The organism is Legionella tunisiensis (assembly GCF_000308315.1).
GTDB lineage: Bacteria > Pseudomonadota > Gammaproteobacteria > Legionellales > Legionellaceae > Tatlockia > Tatlockia tunisiensis.
Genome location: NZ_CALJ01000246.1, coordinates 1 through 18,182, shown reverse-complemented (window position 1 = coordinate 18,182; position 18,182 = coordinate 1). Strand labels below are relative to the sequence as shown.

The following is an 18,182-nucleotide window of genomic DNA, read 5'->3' as shown; positions in this document are numbered from 1 at the left end:
GAACCATTCAGTTGAATAATGCACTGACTTCTGCACCAGTACTTGGTGTGGTCAAGGTTGTTTCTGCTTCTATTGAAGACTATGATAACGCTTGGCGTTTTGCACTGGGTGCTAACTATCATGTCAATGAGCAGTTAATGTTACGTGTTGGTGGTGGTTATGATCAGACTCCAACCACTAATTTACATCGTAGTGTCCGTATTCCTGACTCCGATCGATGGGCGCTGTCTATTGGTGCACATTACCAATTAAAGCCAGAAATTGGTGTTGATGTAGGATATACACACCTCTTTGCTACCGGTGATCGTCGAATTAACAGAACAGATCCAACAAGTTCATTTAGTACGTACAATGTTAATGCTAATATTGACGCACATGCTGATCTGGTTGGCCTGCAAGCGGTTTGGACTATTGATAAACCAGTTCCAGTTGCTACGAAGTAAAGATTATAGGCTAAAAAAAAGCCACGCAATGCGTGGCTTCTTTTAGAATCTTAACCTCTTTCTCGTTAATTATTTTGCAAGCGGGGCGTTTCTGGGGTGATAGTTGCTTCACCTGGCCCATTCACGGTTAAGGTATAACCATTAGCCTTAAGCGACTTTGGGGTTATATCGCCTGACTCTATGTGCAAGTATAGCCAGCCTAGAGTTACTGGGTGAGGAGTATTCGTTTCCATTTTAATCAATGCAGGACATTTTCCATCAGGGGCAATGTGTCCAAAGCAGACCATTCTGACTACTGCCCAGTGTACTTTACCATCACTATTTGCCTTGGTTGGTTGATGAGAGTCAATAGTACCCTCAACATAGGCATTTGACTCCACATTTGTTTTGTTATGGGTAATCAAAAAAGTTGGACTTGCGAAAACCGCACTAGTAGCCAGACCTAAAGCTGCAACGGTCAAACCTTTGAACAATCGACTCATATCTTAACTCCGTAATTAAAAATTGGTTTTTTCAAGCGGTCAGGGATAAATGCCCGCTCTTTTTTGTTATTACCATCGTCACAACGAATCCCTTGTTAGCGAGTTTACTATAGGGGAATGCCTAGCTAGTGACAACCCTTTATTACACTTCTTGCCAAACTCTACTGCATTGGAGCATCGCTTCGTCGATACGGTGCTCGAATCCTCATGTACTGACGTGTACACTGCGGTTCTGCGCGCCGTTTCTCCTCGCGCTGCTCTTACTGCAGCGAGTTTGGCAAGAAGTTTATTTTATATTCTACTGCATTGGAGCATCGTTTCGTCGATACGGTGCTCGAATCCTCATGTACTGACGTGTACACTGCGGTTCTGCGCGCTGTTTCTCCTCGCGCTGCTCTTACTGCAGCGAGTTTGACCAAAAATCTAGTTGTGTTTTAACAAACGGGCAATATCTTTGGCAAAATAAGAAATAATTAAATCTGCGCCAGCACGTTTAATGGCGAGTAAACTTTCGATCATAGCTTGTTCTTCATTGATCAAACCTTGAGCCGCTGCATTTTTTAGCATGGAGTATTCACCACTGACTTGATAGGCACCTAAAGGAATTTCAGGATAATGTTGCTTGAGCCGGAAGATGACGTCGAGATAATTCATCGCTGGTTTAACCATTAATAAATCAGCTCCCTCCTCTAAATCAAGGGCAGCCTCTCTCAATGCTTCATGACCATTAGCCGGATTCATTTGATAGGTTTTTCTATCGCCAAATTGAGGTGCTCCTTGCGCTGCCTCGCGGAATGGGCCGTAGAAACTTGAGCTGTATTTAACTGCATAACTTAGGATTGCTGTATCAAGATGACCAGCCTGATCCAAGGCGCGGCGAATAGCCATCACCATACCATCAGTCATGCTGCTGGGAGCTACCCAGTCAGCGCCAGCATCGGCATGACTCACTGCTTGTTGACCTAGTAAAGCCAAGGTTGCATCGTTATCAATCTGCTTACCATCTAAAATACCGCAATGGCCATGATCAGTGTACTCACAAAAACAGACATCAGTAATAATCAAAATCTCTTTATTGACATCGCGAATGGTGCGTATGGCTTGCTGGATGATGCCGTCTGCAAGGAGAGAGGCACTGCCGTGCGCATCCTTATGTGCTGGAATACCAAAGAGTAATACCGCAGGAATACCCAAGGCCGATAACTCTTCGATTTCTTGTGGTAAGCAATCCAGCGTTAATTGAAATTGCCCTGGCATCGACTTAATTTCCCGTTTCTCAGAGATGGTCTCGCTGATAAACAAAGGGGCAATAAATTGTTGTGGGTGTAAATGAGTTTCTTGCAACATAGCACGCACAGTTGAAGTTTGGCGCATTCGCTTTAAACGAAGAGGAAGTTGATAATTTATCATCAGATTATTCCTTACGGTGTGTATATAATAAATCAATACCGCTCGCAGTAAGGCTGGCATTGACTTGGATGCTAAAAATTTATTGAGTAAATAGGTCAGTGTGAGAACGTTACTATCTGCTTGTGCCAGACCAAAGTTATAACTTAGGTACAAGCGTTTAGATAATGATTTTCCTACGATGACGGATTTTTTCTCGGTGGTTTGTTTGGTTTCCTGATTATACTTTGAATTCGTTTCGAAATTGAAATCCAAGCCCAACGTTTGTTTACCTGATCGATTAATTGTAATCCTCCTGCACCTGAATCAAGATTCATAGAAGATATTGCCGCAAGCAATAATTGACCTCCAGCCTGATTTGCTCGATTGGCCGGCTTTCCCAGAATGAGTAAAGACAAAATATCCGCCTGCGACAAGGTGGAGGGGTTAGAAAATAATTCCACCTTAGGTGAATTTAATCGTCCAGTGACTTCAATTCCTACAGTTGTCTTACTACCGAAATCCACTGTTTTTAAATTGGTTGCATTAAAATCAAGCAATTCATTTGAGCCTGCAAAAGCGCTATTTGCGTTGGTAAATTGACGGACGGCTCGCACATGAATACCTGGATTATCAATTAAACCACCTGTAAATAGTAATTGACCTTGCTTGATTGTCAAATCTTGTCCATAGGCTTTGTATTGGCCATCACGGACATTCAATTCGCCACTGGCAGTCAAAGGGCCTTGCGGTAATTGGCGTAAGCGAATAGCGCCGGTAAGAAAGCCATGTAAGCCTTGTACATCAATGGCAACATCATCTCCCATTTCAACACGAACATCTGTATCAATATGTAGAGGATTGGGAGGAGGTTGCTTATTACCTACAAAGACTGCATCTCCAGTTAAGCCAACGGAATTACGAAATGCTTGCGGTTTGATGTGTGCGTGAGGAATGAGTAAGGTTCCTTTCATAGCAAGTGATGCCGGGGTGAATTCAAAGCTTAAATTAGGTGAGAAATTAATTAGATATTCTGGTGTATTAATTAAGGGAATATTGTCACCTACAATGGTAATTGTACCTCCGAGGGCAGGCGAGAAAACACCTTTCCCTTGTAGGATTAATGGTCTGCCATTAGAAGCAACGGAACCTTGTGCCTCCCACCGCTGTGCCTGACTTTGTACTTTAATTTGTACGGGATTGAGTTCAATACCTTGTTTTGGTAGAGAAAAAACTGGCTTTTTCCAGCTGAATAAGTCCCTCGATAACAGGTTTAGCGACGGTGCCCTTTATTTTGAGAGTGGCGTGGAGTTGTCCTTGTGCTTTACTAATTTCCTTATTTAAATTGCCAAGAAAAGCCAGTGAGTTAACGTCTAGACGCAGCGAGCCTAGCAGGCGTTGGTTATTTGCCAAACCCTTTTGCAACTGGAATCGCGGTAACTCAAGATCAAGGGCTAATTGTTTGTGTGGATCAATCGTCAATTTGCCATTGATGCGCAAATGGTGTGGATTTAAACGAGCATGAAATTCACCACCAGTAAATGGCAAGCTTGATAGCGGACTGTCATCCGGCAATTGATAACTGCCAGGGCGGATATTGATCAAGGCTTCTCCTTTTGTTGCGCTGCTTAATGAAGCCTTTGCCGTGATTGAGGTTTTTATGCCAGCTAAATCAGGATGAATTAATTGGAGTTCGGGCAGTGCGACAGTTGCCTGCAATTGATAAGGAATTTTTCCTGTTAGTTGGAATTGATTAGGGCCTAAAGTGATTTGGCTCTTTAACTGTTTGTTTTGATAATTAATGGCTGCTTGCAATACATTGCCGCGGTAGCGGGCAGTTAAATTGCTCTTGAGTGATAAATTGCTAAGAGGATCTCCAACAAACTCTGTATTAAATTTCAACTGGCGTAGAAAAGATAGAGGATTTCCCTCGGTATCGAAGGATTGTGCAGTGATTTGGCCCTGAATTTGCGGGGTATTTAGGGTATTGTAAACGCAGTTCAGATCAATACGGCCTTGTGCTGATTTCATTGTACTAACTGCATTAATACTGTGTGCGGTGATTTTACTGTTCACTTGCCATTCTGCACGTAGCGGAGAGTTGAGGGTGGATTGCAAGCTTAGAGTTAAATCCGATAGCGGACCGTCCAAATGAATTTCACCTTTATTGCTCTCCAGATTATATGTCTTATAAAGAGGCCATATGATCTGTTGCCAGCGGGCAGACGTGTGAATTTCATGGCCATTTCTTAGCGTGCCATTGAGTGTAAGCTGGGCAGGATTAGTGAATTCACCATGCCAATGATAAAGGAAAAATCACCACCTAAATCAAGCTTGCCATCCAAAGGAAAGGTTTTATTACTAGATTTAAATTGCAATACAGCTGAGGTAGTAAAAGGTAGCTGTGGCTGCAGCTTGGCTTCTGCATTAATCGTGATTTGATTTAAGCTCATTACCAGTTTCTTCAGTGTCCATTGCTTGTTTGTCAACCTGGCTTGTAAATTGAGCGCATCAATTTTATGGGTAGCACTTCCCTGAATAATTTTGGTCTGCTTGATAAAGACATCCTTGATGGATAGAGCAAATGGTAATTGTGGTAATTGAAAGGTGGTTTTCTCTGCGCCGGTTTTGGAGGGAGGTAGACCAATCGTTAAACTATCAGCGTTCAGATGTTCAAGAGTCATTTGATGGTGGAACAAGGCGCTTACTTGCCATTTTAATTGAAAATTACTGAGTTCCACCGTCACTTGTTGATCCTGATAACGCAGACATTTAAAAGAAAAATGATCAATTAAACGCCCCTCTAATTGGTCAAAATAGAGTTGGCCAGGCAAAAAAGAGTTGTCAATTTGGCAGTAATGTAAAGGCCTGGAGTAGTTGTTAGGAGGAAGATAAACAGACTGATTAGCAAGATAAACAGCAAGAACAAGCTATAGAATGTGGATCGTAATGCAGTAATAAGAATACGCATTTTATAAATCAGGCCCCATACTGATGACAAACTTTGGCTTTCGGTCTTTAATCCGATTAAAATGACTATCCACAGCTTGTGCCACACCTATCTTAATTGGTCCTATCGGCGATACCCACATTAGACCAATCCCTACATCATTTTGTAAACCTTTCAAACTTGGCATGTAGACATCACCACTGTCCAAAAAACCTGTAAAATACCATTTATCGACTGTTTCTTTCTGAATTTCCAAGCCACCATAACTGAGAATTTTTCCTGGTCCAATCGAGTTATAACTATAGGCTTTCAGGTTATCTGCTCCCCCAAGTAGCAGTGCTAGTGATAGAGGTAACTCATTAATGTTTGAAATTGAAGTAACTCCTTGAATAGTATGAAAATAAAAGCGTGTCCGGATGGCTGGTAAGGTAAGGGCGGCTTTTGCATTAATGGATGCTTGTGCAAAGCTCACTTCAGATAGAATTGCTTTACTGGCTGCCAAGCCATTGATCGTCACGTTATAACCACTTGGAGAAAAAGTTTATCAGTCGTTTTTGACCAGGTGAATGTTGCGCGTGGATATAAACTAAGTTTTTCAATTTTTGGTGCGTTAGAGTAATGAAAGCGTTCATACAAACCATTAATGGACAATACTCGTTGGAAATTAGCTAAAGTATGTTGTTGCGCAAGGGAAGCTAATACGGAATCACTATAACCAGCGTTATAGTTCATGTTCGCTAAATTAGTACTGATATTATATTGATCAGTGACTGGGTGTCGCCCCGGGATAATATATTGTGCCTGCAGGGAACTTTCATTATAAGCACCGATACCTACGACATTAAATTTATGACCGGCTCGGTTTACGGGAACAACACGAAAACCTGCACGGCCTCGTACACCAGTATCTGTACCGTAGCCAAGGCCTAAGGAATAATTAATTCGGTCTGCACGTTGCAGATGAACATCAACAGGAATGTAGCGTTGACCATTGATTTGCGGTTTAATTGCCACATTACTGAAATAACCGCTATCAGCCAAATAATTATTTAAAGTCAGTATTTGTTCTGTTGAATAAGGTTGGCCATAGCGAAAAGGTAGGTAGCGATTGAGCAATTCCGGCGAGATATAAGTAGGATCAAATTTTACCTGGCCAAAATAATATTGTGGACCTGTATTAAATAACAAAACAATCTGGGCATTGTAGCGGTTTAGATCAATTAGAATTTCTGCTTTTTCGAAGGAGGAATGCAAGTAACCCTGATTTTCTGCAGCACTAATTAAACTTTGTTTGGCTTCCTCATACTGGGCGCTATCTAAAGGTTTTCCTTGTTTGAGAGGGAAGTTGTGTACCAGCTTAGCTAACTCCGGGTTTTGCGCGCCTTCCCCATAAATTTCTACTTGCAGGCTGGTAATAAGCATCTGTGGTCCAGCAATAATTGCAATACGTAAAGGTTGTCTGTTGATGTGAATTTGTGGTTTAAAATATCCATAGGGCTGCATCGCCTTGGCGATATGCAAACGAAGTTCTTCATCCATTTCTTGGCTCAGTGAGATGGTTTCATTCAATTCACTTAAGCGTAATTGGATGTTGCTTAATAATTTCCCTTTCACACCACGAATATTAAATGGATTCTTATTGCTGCTGGCCCCAAGAAGCAAGGGCAATCCTATCAGAAGCAATAGAATTAAGCCTGTTTTTTATTCATAAAGTGAACAACATATTACATCATAAAATATCAATCTGCTATTTCACTGGCCTCTAATGCTTTCAAACGATAAACCAATTCGAGTGCTTCACGAGCTGAAAGGTTATCAGCATCAACTTTTGCCAATTCGCGTAATACAGGTGCTAAGGGTTTCACATCGGTTGTAGGCACTGGTTGCTGAATTGATTGTTGTTGCACCAGATTTAAGTGGTCAGTAGCCAGATGTAAAACCTCAGCAGGAATACCGGCAAGTTGCGCTACTTCCAAGCCATAACTGCGATTGGCAGGACCTTCTTCTACCCGATATAAAAAACAATGCGCCCTGTTGCTAATGTAGCTTGTAAATGAATATTTCTGATGCGATCGATTTGCTCAGGTAATTGGGTCAATTCAAAATAATGGGTAGAAAACAAACTATAGGCCTTGATAGTTTCGGCGAGATAGATACAGGTTGCATAAGCCAACGCCATTCCATCATAAGTACTGGTACCACGGCCTATTTCATCAATAAGAACCAGACTTTTAGCTGTTGCCTGACGTAAAATATGGGCTGTTTCAGTCATCTCGACCATGAATGTAGAACGTCCTGAAGCCAGATCGTCACTAGCGCCAATGCGTGTGAAAATCTTGTCGATAGGGCCTATTTGTACCTGTCTAGCCGGTACATAACTCCCTATATGTGTGAGTATGACAATTAAAGCATTTTGGCGCATGTAGGTAGATTTACCCCCCATATTAGGGCCGGTAATCAAAAGCATGTTTTGTTGATCATTCAGCTCCAAGTCATTGGCAATGAATTGTTGTTGCAGGACTTGTTCAACCACCGGATGACGGCCGGCATGAATGTGAATACCCGGGTTGCTAACTAATTCTGGACAGCACCAATTCAGGCTTTGTGCTCGTTCAGCAAAATTAGTGAGCACATCAAGTTGCGCAATGGCCTGAGCCAATTGCGTGAGTGACGCAATATATTGTTGTATTTCTTCCAATAAATTTTCATAAAGCCATTTTTCTCTTGCTAGGGCTTTGACTTCTGCAGATAAGACTTTTTCTTCAAATAGCTTTAATTCCGGTGTGATATAGCGCTCGACATTTTTTAATGTTTGTTTCCGTTGATAATTGGCAGGGGCTTTTTCTGCCTGATTGCGTGATAACTCAATGTAATAGCCTTGTACCCGATTATAGCCAAATTTGAGCGATGAGAGTCCGGAACGCTTTTTCTCTTCATTTTCCAAGGTAATGAGTTTTTCCGCAGCATGGTCGTTTAAAGTTCTTAATTCATCGAGTTCTTCATCAAAACCAGTGGCAATCACACCTCCATCGCGAATTAACATGGGTGGATTGTCGACAAGAGCAGTGGTCAAAAGGTTGAGTAATACCGGTTGTGGAATTAATTGACTTGCCAGGGTTTGTGTTAAAGAGGCTTTGTTTTGGGCAACTGTTGCGTGCAATTCGGGTAGGAGAGTCAACGTTTGACGCAATTGCACTAGATCTCGAGGTCTGGCTGACTTGAGCGCAATACGGGAGACAATTCTTTCTACGTCACAAAGTTGCCGTAAGAGTGGATGTAATTGAGTATCTTGTTTTTTATCAATCAGTTCCTTGATTGCTTGTTGGCGTTGTTGAATTACACGATGTTGACTTAGGGGTCTGCCAAGCCAACGTTTTAGTAGACGACTACCCATAGCACAGGCTGTATAATCAAGAACAGCGAGCAAACTATTTTCTCGTTCTCCTTGATAATTTTCAAAGAGTTCTAAATGCTTTTGCGTGGAGGCATCTAATTGCAAATAATCACTATTTTGTTCCAGCGTGATACTGGTTAAATGCGGCAAAGCCTGGCGTTGCGTCGCTTCTAGATACGCCAATAAACAGCCTGCAGCAGGGAAGGCAGTGCCATATTCTTTTTCGCCAAAAGCACTCAAATCGCTTACTGCAAATTGCTCACATAGACGTTGACGAGCTCGTTGGGGGGCAAAATCCCACGCCGGGCGAATTTTTACCCGCTCATTATTACGTAGATAACTGATGGTAATATCTTGTAGCAGAATTTCTGCTGGCTGCAGACGATTGATTTCAGCAATGAGTTGCTCTTCATCGGCTACTTGTAACAAATGAAAGCGACCGCCACTCAAATCGACCCAAGCCAGACCATAGTGTTTAGCCTGACAATGGATAGCAAGTAATATATTGTCGCGTCGGGCATCGAGAAGAGCTTCGTCTGTTACTGTTCCTGGTGTAATAATACGAGTGACTTGGCGCTCAACGGGGCCTTTGCTCGTAGCTGGATCCCCAATTTGCTCGCAGATGGCAACGGATTCGCCTTTTTTTAATAGACGTGCTAAATAATTTTCAACCGCGTGATAAGGGACGCCAGCCATCGGTATTGGTTTATCAGCCGATTGCCCGCGATGCGTTAAGGTGAGATCAAGCAATTGTGCTGCGCGTTTGGCATCATCATAAAAAAGCTCATAAAAATCGCCCATGCGATAGAGGAGAAGCATATCGGGGTAATCAGCTTTGATGCGTAAGTATTGTTGCATCATGGGAGTATGGTTAACAGACATGGCACTCTAAGGCGATAAGTTTGGGTGATTCTAACAAAAGCCCTTGGACAAGTCAGTAAACTAAACGTTTTCTGCGATCATAAGCAGGCTTGCCTACTGGTTCGTCGTGGTTGATTTTTTCAACAGTAATCGGGATTCTAATCGCGAGGCTAACCACTAATTGCCATAGGACAGCATTTTTGCTGATAAGTTTGGTATAAAAGGTTGGTGCTGTGATTTGCTAATTAGGGTGAAATTGGCCATTATGCTAGGCTAGCTTTTTTATATGACATTTTTTTTCAGCAATGGAGAGCATGGCTTATGAAATTTGATGCCCTTGTACTTGGCGGCGGAATTGTTGGTGTATCGGTTGCCACTCATTTACAAATGCGTGGACGTTCAGTTGCCTTGGTGGATCTGAAACTTCCAGGAAGTGAAACATCTTTTGGCAATGCGGGATTAATTCAACGCGAGGGTGTTTATCCCTATGCTTTTCCAAGAGATATTGCTTCTCTTGTTAAATATGCTTTGAATCGCTCGCCAGAAGCCAGGTATCACTTAACTTCCTTACTGAAATTGGCCCCTTTTCTATGGAAATATTGGTTCCATTCTCATCCATCCCGTCACGCCGAGATTGCTCGCTCGTATGCCACATTGATCCAACACAGTCTGACCGAACATCATTCGCTGGCCGAGGCAGCAGGCGCTAAACATTTGTTTCGATCTGGAGGATGGCTTAAGGTTTTTCGTAGCGCGAAAAAACAGCATATTGAAACAAGGTTTGCTGAAAAATGCCTGGCCGAACATGGTGCCAAATTTGAAGAATTGGATGCCGAGGCATTACGCCAGATTGAACCCGATCTTGATCAATCTTTATTAGGTGCTCTTCGTTATACGGAGTCTGAGGCGGTCAGCGATCCTGGTGCGTTAGTAGCTGCTTATGCAAAGCATTTTGAGCACATTGGTGGGCGCTTCTTCTTTGGAGATGCTTATAAGTTATCTGATCAGTGGACACTCAAGACAGAGCAGGGCGAGATTAAAGCAGATTCTGCTGTGATCACCTTAGGGCCATGGTCGGATGTATTAAGTTCCCGATTTGGCTATCGTTTCCCACTTGCTGTTAAACGTGGATATCATATGCATTATGATATGAAACCGGATACACGTCTCAGTCACCCTGTGTTGGATGTGGAAAATGGCTATGTTATGGCGCCTATGACACGCGGGATCCGGGTAACGACAGGCGCTGAATTTGCGCGTCGCGACTCGCGAAAGACGCCAGTACAACTCAACTCCGTAGAGCCAATTGCACGCAGACTGTTTCCGATTACTAAGCGGCTTGAAGAATTACCCTGGATGGGATGCAGACCATGCACACCCGACATGCTTCCAATTATTGGCCAGGCACCTCGCCATAAAGGACTATGGCTTGCCTTCGGACATGCACACCATGGGCTAACTTTGGGACCAGTTACTGGACGTTTAGTGGCAGAGATGATGACAGGAGGCGATTTAATAACAAATCCCTTGCCGTTTAGTGCGAGTCGTTTTGATTGATAAAAGTATTTTTTACCTGGCAGGGTATTCATCTAACGTCAATGAAGAACGGGTATATTGTCAGATTTGGCTGGGGATTAATTAAGGTACTATAGTGAAAGTATGAAACGCGACTGGGATATGATTAGGAATATTCTCTTCAAAGTAGAAGAGCTCACACCTAATGCGCTGCTGACATTAGACAGTTTTCCTATGGATGAACACAACGAGATTTCTTACCATTTGGAAATATTAGAGGAAGCAGGATTAATTAAAGGTAAAATCCATAAAACACCCGGTGGTTCTCCGCATGGCTTTCATTTAATTCGTCTCAGCTGGCTTGGGCATGATTTTTTAGAGTGTATTCGTTCTGAGGCTGTATGGAAGCAAATAAAGGAGCAACTCGACTCCAAAAAAGTAGGCATGAGTATTGAAAATATTATGGTGATCGCTCAAGGAATTTCAAAACGATTATTGTCTTAACTTGGCTGCTACACTGCAGCCAAATTTCTTTCCATGCCATACTGTTTTGGCAAGTGTTTTAAGACGATAAACAATGAAACCAGTGCGCAAAATACCACATAATAGGCAATCATCATCGTATTAAAGCGGTTAATAAGCCAGGTATTAATTGCCGGGGAAAAGCCGCCCACCAAAGCCATAGAGATATTGTAGGCCATGGAAATTCCGGTATAACGTCCTTTGCCTGAAAACATTTCTGCCATGACTACTGGTGTTACTGCCTGTTCAGCGCTATAAAAAATCACTAAAGGCAACAAGACCCACCAGGCGGGCATTGTTTGTAAAACCCAAAAACTTGGAATAGCACAAACTAAGTAACCAATTGTTGAAAAAGCCAACATATTCTTACGGCCGACCTTATCGGAAATATGCGCAAATATCGGCACAAATAATAAGGAAAGAACGATGAATAAGGTTTGCATTTGGTAAGCTTGATGAAGCGGGACTTGTAAAAATTGATGTAAATAGGTAGAGAGATAGCCCATTAAGGTATAACTGCCGCAGGCACTAATAAATAGCAATAACACGATATGAGTCATGGAGCGATATTGCTCTTTAAACACGTATTTAATAGGTAAATATTTTTCACGAATGTTTTGCTTTAATTGTAGAAAAGTCTCTGATTCAGACAGATCGCGTCTTAACCACAATCCCAAAATGCCCATGATTCCGCCAGAAATAAAGAGGATGCGCCAGCCGTAAGCCGTTAAAGCTTCGTTACCAATAAGGGCACTAAGAGTAGTGCAGGCAAGAATAGCGGCCAATACGCCAATATTGGAACCATTATTAGTCATACTGCTAACCAGGGCACGATGTTTCTCTTGCGCTGATTCCGAGAGATAAATCATCGACCCGGCAAACTCGCCACCAATACAAAATCCTTGTAGCAATCGACAGATAATCAATAAGAGAGGAGCTAATATGCCTGCTTGCTTATAAGTTGGCAGAAAACCAGTCAAGATCGAAGCAATGGACATCAGTAAAATAGTAAATTTAAGCGTCTTCGCACGCCCATAGCGATCACCTAAATGCCCTAAAACAATAGAACCCAGAGGACGTACGATAAATCCTGCTGCAAAGACCAGCATCGTGGCCAGCAAACTCGTAGCAGGATTATTATCCGGGAAGAACAAGCTCGCAATCACTGGGGACAAATAAGCGAATAAACTAAATTCATACCATTCCAGAGCGTTCCCTATAATGCACGCAAGGATACTACGATATTTTTTCATGAATTATTAAAGTCCTTTATTGAAGTGGCTACTTGCTTTATGCACCGTACCAGTACCGTAGCCCGGAAACATATGAAACCAGGAATTATAAAGAAAAGAATCATAGCATAATGCGTAGTCACTGAAGACCATTTCATTTGGCAAGATTATGTTAGGTCTTTGCCTATATTAAGAACAAGAGGTTTTCAGGGTCCGCTTGGCCTGATTTATGGTAATTGGGTATTTAACGAGCCTCGGAATATTGGTATAAAATTAGCTTGTAAAATTGCGTTTTACCGTCGAGAGGTAAATTTTACATTAATGAGATGTAAGTTCTTCACTTAAGGTAAATTTTTGTTAGACTAGTTAAGGGAATATTCCTAACGATCAACTACGGAGAATGATTATGAAACGTTTAGCCCTTCTGGCAGTGACTGCATGTTTAGCAGTTTTACTGTCTGCTTGTGGTGATAAAGCAGAGAAAAAGGCAGAAAATAATGCTGCAACTACTGTAGAACAACAAACTCAGCCCACTGATGCGACTACTGCACCTAGCGATGCTAACAAGCCTGCCGAACAACAAAATCAATAATAGCTTCTATGTAGGAATTCGAAACCCCGCTGTACTTGCGGGGTTTTTTTGAATAGAATCGAGAGCCCAAAAATGGATGAATTAAATAGCCTGGTTATTAATTTGACTGACAAACTGCATGCAGGAAATCTAAAAATTGCCACGGCTGAATCCTGTACTGGCGGTTTAATTGCTGGTTTACTTACAGAATTGCCAGGAAGCTCAGTTTGGTTTGAACGAGGTTTTGTCACTTATAGCAATCAGGCCAAACAGGATATGTTAGGTGTCAAAGCATCCTTAATCCAGCTCAATGGCGCTGTGAGTTTGCCTGTTGCCGAGGCGATGGCCTGTGGTGCTTTATCACATAGTTGCGCCGATATTGCCCTATCAGTAACTGGAATTGCCGGCCCTGATGGGGGTAGTCTAGAAAAACCTGTTGGAACAGTTTGCTTTGCCTGGGCTATGGTAAATTTACCTGTACAAAGTATGTGCTGCCATTTTCAAAACGCCTCTCGGCAAAAAGTACGCCATCTTGCTTGTCAACACGCGTTACAAGGTGTGATTTCTTTGCTAAATCAAATAGCACAATAAACCGTCGTTAAGCGCATTGCAATGTTTATCCAATACCCTGAGTAGCAGATATTAATCGCACTTCAATTTAAGCTGATTCTAAGTTTGCTGCCGACTCATATCTGTGTGATAATTTGCGCTTTGCATACTACTACGGTGGGTGACTTATGGAAGACAATAAACAGAAAGCATTAAGTGCCGCTCTTGCTCAGATTGAACGTCAATTTGGCAAAGGTTCAGTAATGCGTATGGGCGATAATAATGCTGTGCGTGATATTGAGGCCATTTCAACTGGTTCATTAGGGCTGGATATTGCTTTAGGTATTGGTGGTTTGCCCAAAGGACGAGTTGTTGAAATTTATGGTCCCGAATCCTCTGGTAAAACGACATTGACTCTGCAAGTTATTGCCGAATGCCAGAAAAAAGGTGGTACTGCTGCTTTCGTTGATGCTGAACATGCGCTGGATCCCAGCTATGCGGCCAAGCTGGGTGTTAATGTTGATGAACTACTGGTTTCACAACCGGATACTGGTGAGCAGGCTTTAGAAATTACTGATATGTTAGTTCGTTCTGCTGCAGTGGATGTTATTATTGTCGATTCTGTTGCTGCATTGACTCCTAAAGCTGAAATAGAAGGAGAAATGGGTGATACCCATGTTGGTTTGCAGGCTAGATTGATGTCGCAAGCCTTGCGTAAATTGACTGCAAATATTAAACGTTCCAATACATTGGTAATCTTTATTAACCAGATTCGTATGAAAATTGGTGTCATGTTCGGTAATCCTGAAACGACCACGGGTGGAAATGCGTTGAAATTTTATGCTTCTGTGCGTTTAGATATCCGACGCGTAGGTTCAATTAAGAAAGGTGATGAGGTTTTAGGTAGCGAAACGCGAGTGAAGGTTGTTAAAAATAAAGTGGCACCACCTTTCAAAACGACCGATTTTGATATTCTCTATAATGAAGGCATTTCACGTGAGAGTGAAATCATTAACCTGGGTTCGCAGTTAGGACTCATTGAAAAATCAGGTGCTTGGTACAGTTATAAAGGCGAAAAAATTGGTCAGGGTAAAGACAATGTCCGTTTGTATTTGAAAGAGAACCCACAAATTGCTGCGACTCTGGAACAACAAATCAGAGCAGAATTGTTGACTAAAAAGCTGCCTGCAGAAGAGCTTGAAGAAGTTAGTGAGTCTATGGATGACTAAACCTTTGGACTGTGCAATGCGCCTGCTTGCCAGGCGTGAGCATGGTGCACGCGAATTGGCAGATAAATTGGCGCAAAAGGGTTATAATCGGCAGGAAATTAACGAAGCAATTGCCGAATGTCAGCGTCTTGGTTTTCAGAGTGATCTTCGTTTTGTTGAGGCTGTATGTCATGTTCGTATCCGTCAAGGCTGTGGTCCTCTTAAAATTCATCAGGAGTTGCAAGCTAAGCACATTGATCCCGAGTTGATTGATAAGATTTTGGCACGGGAAGAAGATCATTGGCTGGAGCATGCCTTAGCAGTATGGCATAAGAAATATAAAAAGCAGGATCAGATTTCTTTTGCAGAGCAACAAAAACGGCAGCGTTTTTATTGTACCGTGGATTTCCCACCGATATTATCACTAGAGTTATGAAAGAAATTTAGGAGCTGTTGACATTTCTATTATCTTGGCGCTTATGCCTTGATTTTCTGTACTTCGCTGCTCACATATTATCATGTATGCTCCGCTGCGATGCTCGAAAATCAAGGCATCAACACTCAAGCTAGCGAAATGTCAACAGCTCCTGGAAAAAGTAAATAAATGGGTGAAGGGAGAGGGTTGGTTTGTCCAAGCCAGTTCCAGATATTATATTTTAATAATAACCAGTAGATTGTAAGAGCATGAAAAGTTCAGAAATCAGACAAGCATTTTTAGATTATTTTGCTGCACGAGGCCATCAGATTGTTGAGTCGAGTTCGCTTGTGCCTGGAAACGATCCAACTTTATTATTTACAAATGCGGGGATGGTGCAATTTAAAGACACCTTCTTGGGGGTTGGAAAAACGTCCTTATAGCCGTGCGGTCAGTTCTCAACGGTGTGTACGTGCTGGTGGTAAACATAATGATCTGGAAAATGTTGGTTATACGGCACGACATCATACTTTTTTTGAAATGCTGGGTAATTTTAGTTTTGGCGATTATTTCAAGCGTGAAGCTATCCAATATGCCTGGGAATTTCTGACCACGGTGTTGAAATTGCCTGCTGAACGCTTATGGGTTACTGTCTATGAAGAAGATGATGAAGCAGCCGATATTTGGTTGAAGGAACTCGGTGTTTCTGCAGAGCGTTTTTCTCGTTGTGGAGAGAAAGATAATTTTTGGTCTATGGGTGATACTGGTCCTTGTGGTCCTTGTACAGAAATTTTTTATGATCATGGGCCTGAGATTGCCGGTGGGCCTCCTGGAACGCCTGAGGCAGAGGGAGATCGCTACATCGAAATCTGGAATTTGGTTTTCATGCAATTTAATCGCGATAAAGAAGGTCATCTTCATCCCTTACCAAAGCCTTCTGTGGATACTGGTATGGGTCTTGAGCGTATCGCAGCTGTGGTACAAGGTGTGCATAATAATTATGACATCGACAGTTTCCAGTATTTAATTCAAGCGATCTGCAAACTGGCTCCACCCACAACTAATCCTGAGCATCCCTCATTAAAAGTGATTGCCGATCATATTCGTGCCTGTTCCTTCCTGATTGCTGATGGTGTAATGCCCGGTAATGACGGTCGAGGCTATGTATTGCGTCGTATTATTCGCCGTGCAATCCGTCACGGCAATAAACTGGGCTTACCCACACCTTTTTTCTCTAAATTGGTTCCGGCTCTCATTACCGTCATGGGGGGGGCTTACCCTGAATTGGTGAGTAATCAAGAACAGATAGAACGTATTTTAGTTCAAGAAGAAAACCAGTTTGCCCGTACACTTGAGCAAGGTTTGCGTTTATTGCAGGAGCAAATTCAAATTCTGAAAGGGAAAGAAATTCCTGGTGAAGTGGCTTTTAGACTGTACGACACTTATGGGTTTCCCGTGGATTTGACAGCAGATATTGCCCGCGAATCAGGGCTCTCTATTGATATGGCTGGTTTTAACCAGGCCATGCAGCAACAGCGTGAATTATCGCAATCAGCCAGCCAATTTACTACTGATTATTCCGTTTCGACTCAATTGGATGAATCGTCAGTCTTTCATGGCTACGAAAAAGACAGTATGCAGTCCACAGTTACCGCTATTCTTTGTGATAGCGTTAAAGTCGATAAACTAGCAGCAGGTAGCAAAGCAGCTGTAGTTCTTGAGAATACGCCTTTTTATGCTGAAAGCGGAGGTCAGGTTGGCGATCGTGGTCAACTTCTGGGTGAGGGCCTTGTTTTCCAGGTAGAAGATACCCAGCGAGTGGGGCAGGCAATTGTCCATTACGGTCAATTATTGCAGGGTGAAATGTCTGTCAGACAAACAATTAATGCCAAAGTTGATCCCGCAAGACGGAATGCTATTCGTTTAAATCATACGGCAACCCACTTATTACATGCGGCCTTAAAAATGATCGTTGGTCCTCATGTCCAGCAGAGAGGTTCCTTGGTTGATGCCGAGCGCGCTCGCTTTGATTTCTCGCATTTTGAGGCGCTTACTTCTCAACAATTGCGTCAATTGGAAAGTTTGGTGAACGATAGGATCCGTGCCAATGATGAAGTTGTGACGCAACTTATGTCACTTGATGAAGCGAAGAACAGTGGGGCTGTAGCGCTATTTGGTGAAAAATACAGTGAGGCAGTACGGGTACTTTCTTTAGGTGATTTCTCCAAAGAATTATGCGGTGGCACGCATGCGGCAAGAACAGGTGATATTGGCTTGTTCAAAATCACGGCTGAATACGGTGTGGCAAGCGGGGTGAGACGTATAGAGATGGTGACTGGTGCCTATGCGCAGGCTTGGATTAATGAACAATTAGGTATTTTGGACGACATTGCGCAAAAACTTAAAACATCTACTGCCAATGTCTCTGATAAATTGTCACAATTTTTGCATGATGCAAAGAAGCAGGAAAAAGAATTAACACGCTTGCAGGCCAAGTTGGCGGCAAAGTCAGGTACTGATCTGCTTTCTCAAGTTCAGGCTGTAAATGACGTTAACTTATTAGTAAAGCAATTGGATGGCATGGATAGCCAAGCGTTGAGGACGACTTTAGATCAATTGAAGTCTAACCTGGATAAGGCAGTTATTGTGTTGTT

14 protein-coding genes and 3 pseudogenes are annotated in these 18,182 nt (G+C 42.5%); 8 read left to right on the top strand and 9 right to left on the bottom strand.

From position 1 onward, the window contains the following. A partial coding sequence (locus tag BN58_RS25960) for an OmpP1/FadL family transporter (RefSeq protein WP_198009913.1) occupies positions 1-443 on the top strand: 443 nt, incomplete at its 5' end. Between the two features lie 65 nt (positions 444-508). Here BN58_RS25960 and BN58_RS14820 read toward each other — a convergent pair. The 8 genes and pseudogenes from BN58_RS14820 to mutS all read right to left on the bottom strand — a co-directional run bounded on the left by BN58_RS14820 (position 509) and on the right by mutS (position 9,474). Further along, positions 509-925: a hypothetical protein gene (locus BN58_RS14820; RefSeq protein WP_019217489.1), complete on the bottom strand. Its 417-nt coding sequence runs from the start codon at positions 923-925 to the stop codon at positions 509-511. Positions 926-1,348: 423 nt separating this feature from the next. Continuing rightward, a complete protein-coding gene (hemB, locus tag BN58_RS14815) occupies positions 1,349-2,587 on the bottom strand; it encodes a porphobilinogen synthase (protein ID WP_198009912.1) in 1,239 nt (412 codons plus the stop codon). Beyond that, positions 2,509-3,381 (bottom strand): translocation/assembly module TamB domain-containing protein, encoded by an 873-nt coding sequence (locus BN58_RS28860; RefSeq protein WP_269570341.1) that lies wholly within the window; start codon positions 3,379-3,381, stop codon positions 2,509-2,511. The genes hemB and BN58_RS28860 overlap by 79 nt, the downstream gene beginning before the upstream one ends. Positions 3,382-3,517: 136 nt before the next feature. Beyond that, the gene (locus tag BN58_RS28855) at positions 3,518-4,462 is read right to left on the bottom strand and encodes a translocation/assembly module TamB domain-containing protein (protein ID WP_026069515.1); all 945 of its coding nucleotides are present in this window, start codon (positions 4,460-4,462) and stop codon (positions 3,518-3,520) included. A gap of 98 nt (positions 4,463-4,560) precedes the next feature. Next, positions 4,561-5,145, bottom strand: a complete 585-nt coding sequence (locus BN58_RS14795) for an AsmA family protein (protein ID WP_019217487.1) — start codon at positions 5,143-5,145, stop codon at positions 4,561-4,563. Between the two features lie 138 nt (positions 5,146-5,283). Continuing rightward, the gene (locus tag BN58_RS34730; RefSeq protein ID WP_232220671.1) at positions 5,284-5,778 is read right to left on the bottom strand and encodes a BamA/TamA family outer membrane protein; all 495 of its coding nucleotides are present in this window, start codon (positions 5,776-5,778) and stop codon (positions 5,284-5,286) included. After that, a complete protein-coding gene (locus BN58_RS34725; RefSeq protein ID WP_232220670.1) occupies positions 5,775-6,923 on the bottom strand; it encodes an autotransporter assembly complex protein TamA in 1,149 nt (382 codons plus the stop codon). The genes BN58_RS34730 and BN58_RS34725 overlap by 4 nt, the downstream gene beginning before the upstream one ends. Positions 6,924-7,000: 77 nt before the next feature. Beyond that, positions 7,001-9,474, bottom strand: a pseudogene (gene mutS, locus BN58_RS25945) (DNA mismatch repair protein MutS). A gap of 363 nt (positions 9,475-9,837) precedes the next feature. Here mutS and BN58_RS14780 point away from each other — a divergent pair. Together BN58_RS14780 and BN58_RS14775 are read left to right on the top strand one after the other, a co-directional pair. Then, the gene (locus BN58_RS14780) at positions 9,838-11,073 is read left to right on the top strand and encodes an NAD(P)/FAD-dependent oxidoreductase (protein WP_019217486.1); all 1,236 of its coding nucleotides are present in this window, start codon (positions 9,838-9,840) and stop codon (positions 11,071-11,073) included. Positions 11,074-11,175: 102 nt separating this feature from the next. After that, positions 11,176-11,535, top strand: coding sequence for a DUF2513 domain-containing protein (locus BN58_RS14775; RefSeq protein ID WP_019217485.1), 360 nt, complete (start codon positions 11,176-11,178; stop codon positions 11,533-11,535). Positions 11,536-11,543: 8 nt separating this feature from the next. Here the strand turns inward: BN58_RS14775 and BN58_RS14770 are convergent, their stop codons facing one another. Then, positions 11,544-12,806 (bottom strand): MFS transporter, encoded by a 1,263-nt coding sequence (locus BN58_RS14770; protein WP_019217484.1) that lies wholly within the window; start codon positions 12,804-12,806, stop codon positions 11,544-11,546. A gap of 385 nt (positions 12,807-13,191) precedes the next feature. Between BN58_RS14770 and BN58_RS14765 the strand changes: the two genes are divergently transcribed. From BN58_RS14765 to alaS, 5 genes and pseudogenes are all read left to right on the top strand, one after another. Further along, positions 13,192-13,377, top strand: coding sequence for a hypothetical protein (locus BN58_RS14765; protein ID WP_156812550.1), 186 nt, complete (start codon positions 13,192-13,194; stop codon positions 13,375-13,377). Positions 13,378-13,449: 72 nt separating this feature from the next. Continuing rightward, entirely contained in the window at positions 13,450-13,947 is a 498-nt protein-coding gene (locus tag BN58_RS14760; protein ID WP_051131928.1) for a CinA family protein, read from the top strand. 146 nt (positions 13,948-14,093) lie between these two features. Beyond that, positions 14,094-15,134 (top strand): recombinase RecA, encoded by a 1,041-nt coding sequence (recA, locus tag BN58_RS14755; protein ID WP_019217481.1) that lies wholly within the window; start codon positions 14,094-14,096, stop codon positions 15,132-15,134. Then, positions 15,127-15,560: pseudogene (gene recX, locus BN58_RS25940) on the top strand (recombination regulator RecX). The gene recA and the pseudogene recX overlap by 8 nt, the downstream one beginning before the upstream one ends. A gap of 237 nt (positions 15,561-15,797) precedes the next feature. Further along, positions 15,798-18,182, top strand: a pseudogene (gene alaS / locus BN58_RS25935) (alanine--tRNA ligase); the annotation flags it as partial.